Consider the following 7,343-nt stretch of genomic DNA (forward strand, 5'->3'; position numbering starts at 1 on the left):
CTGCCGACACCGCCCGCCGCGGCGTGCACCAGCAGGGTCTCCCCCGCCTCCAGGTACGCACGCCGGTGCAGGCCGAACCAGCCGGTCTGGTAGCCGATGTGCAGCGCCGCCGCCTCGGCGTCGTCCAGCGCCTCGGGCGCGGGCAGCAGCGCCCGGGCGTCGGCGAGCGCGTACTCGGCGAAACCACCGTACGGCAGCGCCGGGTTGGCGATGACGCGGCGGCCGTCCTCGGTCTCGCCGCAGATCTCCACGCCCGGCGTGAAGGGCAGCGGGGGCCGGATCTGGTACTGGCCCCGGCAGAGCAGGGCGTCCGGGAAGTTGACGTTGGCGGCACGCAGGCGGAGCAGCACCTGGCCCTCGCCGGGCGTGGGGCGCTCCACCTCCGCCAGGCGCATCACCTCGCGCGGCTCGCCGTTCTCGTGCACTTGCCATGCCTGCATGCCGGGCCTCCACGGGACTGCGTCGTCTGAACCGGGGTCCTGGGCATACTAAGCGGTCGCTTGCCGATCAGGGAACAGGTGCCGGGAAGGGAAAGGCTCACCCCTCCCCCTCGGACCGCCGCCCCGCCCGCGCCCGCAGATGCATCCGCTCCCCCTGCGGCCCGAACAGGCTCAGGAACTCCACCGGCCCGTCGCACGCCGACCCGAACCAGTGCGGCACGCGGGTGTCGAACTCGGCGGCCTCCCCCGGCCCCAGCACCACGTCGTGGTCCCCGAGGACCAGCCTGAGGCGCCCGGAGAGCACATACAGCCACTCGTACCCCTCGTGGGTGCGCGGGTCCGGCTGCCGGTCGCGGCGCGGTTCGAGCACCTTGTACGCCTGGAGCCCGCCGGGACGCCGGGTCAGGGGGTAGAAGGTGCGGCCGTCCCGCTTGACCGGCTCGGTCCGCACGCGCGGGTCACCGACCGGCGGGGCGCCGACCAGCTCGTCCAGCGGCACCCGGTGGGCCTGCGCGATGGGCAGCAACAGTTCCAGGCTGGGGCGGCGCAGACCGGATTCCAGCCGGGAGAGGGTGCTGACCGAGATGCCGGTCGTCTCCGACAGGGCGGCCAGCGTCACGTCCCGTTCCTTGCGGAGGTGCCGCAGTCTCGGGCCCACGGCGGCCAGCACCTCGTCGGTGCTCTCCGCGCCCGCGTCGCTCGTCCCACTCATGCCCGTATTGCAGATTCGGCAAGGTGGTTTGTCAATCCCGCAGGTGTGAGCGGGGCCTTGGCAGAGCACCAATGCTGCATGCTGCTCACTCGGCTCGCGGAGGTGTCGGGTCAGGTCGCCGCTACGGCGTCCCGGACCCGCAAGACGGATCTGCTCGCGGAACTCTTCCGGGACGCTGAGCCCGACGACGTGCCCGTGGTCATTCCGTATCTGGCGGGACGGCTGCCGCAGGGCCGGATCGGGGTCGGCTGGAAGGTGCTCGGCCGCGAGGTGCCGCCCGCCGCCGAACCCACGCTCACCGTGCGCGGGGTGGACGCCCTGCTGACCGGGCTGGCCGGGGTGTCCGGGTCCGGTTCGCAGGCCGAGCGGGCACGGATCGTGGACGAGCTGATGGGCGCGGCCACCGAGGACGAACAGCGGTTCCTACGCGGCCTGCTGACCGGCGAGGTCCGCCAGGGCGCTCTGGACGCGCTCGCCGTGGAAGGGCTGGCCCGTGCCACGGAGGCCGACCCGGCCACGGTGCGGCGGGCGGTGATGCTGGCCGGCTCGCTCCAGACGGTCGCCCAGGCGCTGCTCGCCGAGGGTCCCGGCGCGCTGGACGAGTTCCGGCTCACGGTGGGGCGCCCGGTGCTGCCGATGCTGGCCCGCAGCGCGTCCTCGGTCGCGGAGGCGGTGGAGAAGCTGGGCGCCTGCGCGGTGGAGGAGAAGCTCGACGGCATCCGCGTACAGGTGCACCGGGACGGTGACGAGGTGCGCGTCTACACCCGGACGCTGGACGACATCACCGACCGGCTGCCCGAGGTGACCTCGGCGGCGCTGGAACTGCCGGGCGAGCGGTTCGTGCTGGACGGCGAGGTGATCTCGTTCGGCCCGGACGGGCGCCCCCGGTCCTTCCAGGAGACGGCCGGCCGGGTCGGCTCGCGGGTGGACGTGGCCAGGGCGGCCGAGGAGGTCCCGGTCTCCCCCGTGTTCTTCGACGCGCTCTCCGTGGACGGCCGGGACCTGCTGGACCTGCCCTTCGCCGAACGGCACGCGGAGCTGGCCCGGCTGGTGCCGGAGCCGATGCGGGTGCGCCGGGCGCTGGTGGCCGGGCCGGAGGACACCGCCTCGGCGGAGGAGTTCTCGGCCGCGACCCTGGCGCGCGGGCACGAGGGCATCGTGGCCAAGGGGCTGGACGCGCCGTACAGCGCGGGCCGGCGCGGGGCGTCCTGGCTGAAGGTCAAACCCGTGCACACCCTCGACCTGGTGGTGCTGGCCGCCGAGTGGGGCCACGGCCGCCGCACCGGCAGGCTCTCCAACCTCCACCTGGCCGCCCGCACGGCCGACGGCGGTTACGCGATGCTCGGCAAGACCTTCAAGGGCATGACGGACGCGATGCTCGCCTGGCAGACCGAACGGCTCGGCGAACTCGCGGTGGAGGAGAAGAGCTGGGGCGTGACCGTACGCCCCGAACTCGTGGTGGAGATCGCCTACGACGGGCTCCAGCGCTCCACCCGCTACCCGGCCGGGGTCACCCTGCGGTTCGCGCGGGTGATCCGCTATCGCGAGGACAAGCGGCCCGAGGACGCCGATACGGTGGAGGACCTGCTCGCGGCCCACCCGGAGGTCAAGGCGTGACAGTGCGTGCGACGAAGCGCAGCGCGGGACTGCTGTTGTTCCGCCACACCGACCGAGGGCTGGAGGTATTGCTCGGCCATATGGGCGGCCCGTTCTGGGCCACCAAGGACGAGGGTGCCTGGTCGGTGCCCAAGGGCGAGTACGAGGCGGACGAACCCGCCTGGGACGCGGCCCGCCGGGAGTTCCAGGAGGAGCTGGGCATCGCCCCGCCCAAGGGCCCGGCGCTGCCGCTGGGCGAGATCGCCCAGCGCAACGGCAAGATCGTCACCGCCTGGGCGGTGGAGGCCGACCTCGACCCCGCGACGATCGCGCCCGGCACCTTCACCATGGAGTGGCCGCCCCACTCGGGCCGCGTCCAGGAGTTCCCGGAGCTGGACCGGGTGGCCTGGTTCACCCCCGAGGAGGCCAGGCCGCTGATGGTCTCCGGACAGGGCACGTTTCTGGACCGTCTGGCGGAGCACTCGGGCTGAACAGGGGATCGAAGCGTTGCGGTGCCGCCTGCCGCGCGCGAAGGTCGACGCACACCCCGCACCAGGAGGTCAGCCATGCCCATCGCCACGGTGAACCCGGCCAACGGCGAGACGGTCAAGACGTACGAGCCGATGGACGAAGCCGAGGTGGAGCGCCGGCTCCAGCTCGCCGAGGCCACCTTCCGGACCTACCGGACGACGTCGTTCGCCGAGCGCGCCGAGCATCTGAACCGGGCCGCCGACCTGCTGGAGTCGGACAACGACGAGATCGCCCGGATCATGACGACCGAGATGGGCAAGCCGCTCGCGCAGGCCCGCGCGGAGGCCGCCAAGTGCGTCAAGGCGATGCGCTGGTACGCCGAGCGGGCCGAGAGGCTGCTCGCCGACGAGGTGCCGGACGAGGCGGACGTGAAGGACTCCGGCGCCTCGCGGGTACGCGTGGTCTACCGGCCACTGGGGCCGGTGCTCGCGGTGATGCCGTGGAACTTCCCCCTGTGGCAGGTGATCCGGTTCGCCGCGCCCGCGCTGATGGCGGGCAACGTCGGCCTGCTCAAGCACGCCTCGAACGTGCCGCAGACCGCCCTCTACCTGGAGGGCCTGTTCCAGCGGGCCGGGTTCCCGGTCGGCTGTTTCCAGACGCTGCTGATCGGCTCGGCCGCCGTCGACGAGATCCTCCGGGACGAGCGGGTCAAGGCCGCCACCCTCACCGGCAGCGAACCGGCCGGGCGCGCGGTCGCCTCCACCTCCGGCGAGATGATCAAGAAGACCGTACTGGAGCTGGGCGGCAGCGACCCCTACCTGGTGATGCCCTCCGCCGACCTCGACCGGGCGGCCGGGGTCGCGGTGACCGCACGGGTGCAGAACAACGGGCAGTCCTGCATCGCCGCCAAGCGGTTCATCGTGCACAGGGACGTCTACGACACGTTCCTGGAGAAGTTCGTCGCCGGGATGAAGGACCTGACCGTCGGCGACCCCATGGACGACCGCACCGACGTCGGGCCGCTCGCCACCGAGCAGGGCCGGGCGGACGTGGAGGAACTGGTGGACGACGCGCGCCGCAGCGGGGCCGACATCCTGTGCGGGGGCGAGCGGCCCGGTGGCGCCGGCTGGTACTACCCGCCGACCGTGATCGCGGGCGTCGACCGCGAGATGCGTATCCACCGCGAGGAGGCGTTCGGGCCGGTGGCGACCGTGTACCGGGCGGAGGACCTGGAGGACGCGATCCTGATCGCCAACGACTCCCCGTTCGGGCTCAGTTCGAACGTGTGGACGCGGGACGAGGACGAGATGGCGCACTGCGCGCGGGACCTGGAGGCCGGGGGCGTGTTCATCAACGGCATGACCGCTTCACACCCGGCGCTGCCCTTCGGCGGGGTGAAGCGGTCGGGGTACGGGCGTGAACTGTCGGCGCAGGGAATCCGGGAGTTCTGCAACATCACCACCGTTTGGCAGGGAGCGTGAGGATCACACGGATACGATCCGGTCTGTGAACGGCGAAGTGACTCTGCCTCTGATCGTGGACGAGCGTGGTGCGCTGCGGGTTTCGGCCGGCGACGTCAGCAAGTTGCTGCGCAGCGTCGGCGCGCGATGGGTGCATCTTGTGGAGGCCGGGGAGCGGGGGCTCGATGAGGAGACCGTCGCCGAGTTGACCATTGAGCTGGCCAAGTTGGCGGATCGGATCGATGTGGCGTGCATTGCTCACAGCAGTGGGGCGCCGTAGGGGTTTCGGAGCGTCGTGGGGTGCTGCCGCGTCATGGTGTGCCGCGGCAGTTCCCCGCGCCCCTGTCGCGGCGGGCCTGAGCTGCGAGAACGACCTTTCATCACTCTCTGTTCTCGCCGGTTCGGAGTAATCCGGCGCGAGATCGTCGGCCTTCCGGGTGAGTGTGGGTGGACCACCTTCTGACCGGCGGACGAAGGCCCGCCGGACGGCGAAAGCAGGGACCGCTCATGGCGACTTTGTGCAGACCCTCGGTGTCCGTGCCGGAACACGTGATCACCATGGAGGAGACCCTGGAGCTGGCCCGCACGCACCACGCGGACAACCCGCAGCTCCCGCTGGCCCTCCGTCTGATCGAGAACACCGGAGTGCGCACCCGGCACATCGTGCAGCCCATCGAGGAGACCCTGAAGCACCCGGGCTTCGAGCAGCGCAACAAGCTGTACGAGTCCGAGGCCAAGGCCCGGGTTCCCGCGGTGATCCAGGAGGCGCTCGACTCGGCCGAACTCCTCACCTCCGACATCGATGTCATCGTCTACGTGTCGTGCACCGGCTTCATGATGCCGTCGCTCACCGCGTGGCTGATCAACGAGATGGACTTCTCCAGCACCACCCGGCAGCTCCCCATCGCCCAGCTGGGCTGTGCGGCCGGCGGTGCGGCCATCAACCGGGCGCACGACTTCTGTTCGGCCTACCCGGAGGCCAACGCCCTCATCGTGGCCTGCGAGTTCTGCTCGCTGTGCTACCAGCCCACCGACCTCGGCGTCGGCTCCCTGCTCTCCAACGGCCTGTTCGGCGACGGCATCGCGGCCGCCGTGGTGCGCGGCCGGGGCGGCGCGGGTGTGCAGCTCGAACGCAACGGCTCGTACCTGATCCCGAAGACCGAGGACTGGATCTCGTACGACGTCCGGGACACCGGATTCCACTTCATGCTGGACAAGCGGGTGCCGACCACGATGGAGCCGCTGGCCCCGGCGCTCCAGGAACTCGCGGCCACCCACGGCTGGAACGCCTCCGACCTGGACTTCTACATCATCCACGCCGGCGGCCCCCGAATACTCGACGACCTCAGCAAGTTCCTGAAGGTCGAGCCGCACGCGTTCCGGTTCAGCCGGGCCACGCTCACCGAGTACGGCAACATCGCGAGCGCCGTCGTGCTGGACGCGCTGCGCCGGCTGTTCGACGACGGCGGTGCCGAGGACCGGGCGCGCGGGCTGCTGGCCGGGTTCGGGCCGGGCATCACCGCCGAGATGACCGTCGGCCGCTGGGTCGGCCGGGAATAGGAGGGGCGCCATGACCGACGAGACGCTCACCGGCGCCCCGCCTCCGATCCGGCAGTGGCCGGTCACCGACCTGGCGGGCACCGACTTCGACCCGGTGCTGACCGAGCTGATGAACGAGGGCCCGGTCACCCGCGTCCAGCTGCCCAACGGTGAGGGCTGGGCGTGGCTGGTCACCCGGTACGACGACGTGCGCATGGTGACCAACGACCCCCGCTTCGGCCGGGAAGCCGTGATGGCCCAGCAGGTCACGCGGCTCGCCCCGCACTTCATCCCGGACCGGGGCGCGGTCGGCTTCCTCGACCCGCCCGACCACACCCGGCTGCGCCGCTCGGTGGCCGCCGCGTTCACCGCCAAGGGCGTGGAGCGGGTCCGGGAGCGGTCGCGGGCCATGCTGGAGGAGCTGGTGGACGAACTCCTCCAGGACGGGCCGCCGGCCGATCTCACCAGCGCCGTGCTCAGCCCGTTCCCCATCGCGGTGATCTGCGAGCTGATGGGCGTGCCGCCCGCCGACCGGCACTCCATGCACGACTGGACCCAGCTCATCCTGTCCTCCGCGCACGGCAAGGAGGTCAGCGAGCGGGCCAAGCGCGAGATGAGCACCTACTTCACCGACCTCGTCGGGCACGGCGCGCGCGGCCCCGAGGGCTCGGTCTGTTCGCTGCTGAGCGAGGCCGTGGACCGGGACGAGATCACGCTGGTGGAGGCGGTCGGCCTCGCCGTGCTGCTCCAGATCGGCGGCGAGGCGGTCACCAACAACAGCGGGCAGATGTTCTACCTGCTGCTGACCCGGCCGGAGCTGGCGGAGCGGCTGCGCTCGGACCGGGAGATCCGGCCGAAGGCGATCGACGAGCTGCTGCGGTACATCCCGCACCGCAACGCGGTCGGTCTCTGCCGTATCGCCCTGGAGGACGTGGAGATCAGGGGCGTCCGTATCCGTGCGGGCGACGCGGTCTACACCTCCTACCTGGCCGCCAACCGGGACCCGGAGGTCTTCCCCGACCCGGACACCATCGATGTGGAACGCAGCCCCAACCCGCACGTGACCTTCGGCTTCGGCCCGCACTACTGCCCGGGCGGGATGCTCGCCCGGCTGGAGTCCGAGCT

Annotated in this window: 7 protein-coding genes and 1 pseudogene; 6 read left to right on the forward strand and 2 right to left on the reverse strand. The window is 71.6% G+C overall.

Annotated features, from left to right (window positions below; translation table 11 throughout):
- Positions 1 to 440 (reverse strand): annotated as a pseudogene (locus GT030_RS00485) (NADPH:quinone oxidoreductase family protein); the annotation flags it as partial.
- 97 nt (positions 441 to 537) lie between these two features.
- Complete coding sequence (locus GT030_RS00490; protein WP_161199290.1) at positions 538 to 1,152, reverse strand: XRE family transcriptional regulator; 615 nt, start codon at positions 1,150 to 1,152, stop codon at positions 538 to 540.
- A gap of 78 nt (positions 1,153 to 1,230) precedes the next feature.
- On the opposite strand from GT030_RS00490, the gene GT030_RS00495 reads away from it, so the two are divergent.
- The 6 genes from GT030_RS00495 to GT030_RS00520 all read left to right on the forward strand — a co-directional run.
- Positions 1,231 to 2,769, forward strand: a complete 1,539-nt coding sequence (locus GT030_RS00495; RefSeq protein ID WP_161199291.1) for an ATP-dependent DNA ligase — start codon at positions 1,231 to 1,233, stop codon at positions 2,767 to 2,769.
- Positions 2,766 to 3,239, forward strand: a complete 474-nt coding sequence (locus GT030_RS00500; protein WP_161199292.1) for an NUDIX domain-containing protein — start codon at positions 2,766 to 2,768, stop codon at positions 3,237 to 3,239. The genes GT030_RS00495 and GT030_RS00500 overlap by 4 nt, the downstream gene beginning before the upstream one ends.
- Positions 3,240 to 3,314: 75 nt before the next feature.
- A complete protein-coding gene (locus GT030_RS00505; protein ID WP_161199293.1) occupies positions 3,315 to 4,700 on the forward strand; it encodes an NADP-dependent succinic semialdehyde dehydrogenase in 1,386 nt (461 codons plus the stop codon).
- Between the two features lie 25 nt (positions 4,701 to 4,725).
- Positions 4,726 to 4,959: a DUF6213 family protein gene (locus GT030_RS00510; protein WP_030809089.1), complete on the forward strand. Its 234-nt coding sequence runs from the start codon at positions 4,726 to 4,728 to the stop codon at positions 4,957 to 4,959.
- A gap of 227 nt (positions 4,960 to 5,186) precedes the next feature.
- Positions 5,187 to 6,239 (forward strand): type III polyketide synthase, encoded by a 1,053-nt coding sequence (locus GT030_RS00515; protein ID WP_161199294.1) that lies wholly within the window; start codon positions 5,187 to 5,189, stop codon positions 6,237 to 6,239.
- Positions 6,240 to 6,249: 10 nt separating this feature from the next.
- A partial coding sequence (locus GT030_RS00520; RefSeq protein WP_161199295.1) for a cytochrome P450 occupies positions 6,250 to 7,343 on the forward strand: 1,094 nt, incomplete at its 3' end.

The organism is Streptomyces sp. SID1328 (assembly GCF_009865595.1).
Classification (GTDB): Bacteria; Actinomycetota; Actinomycetes; order Streptomycetales; family Streptomycetaceae; genus Streptomyces; species Streptomyces griseoluteus.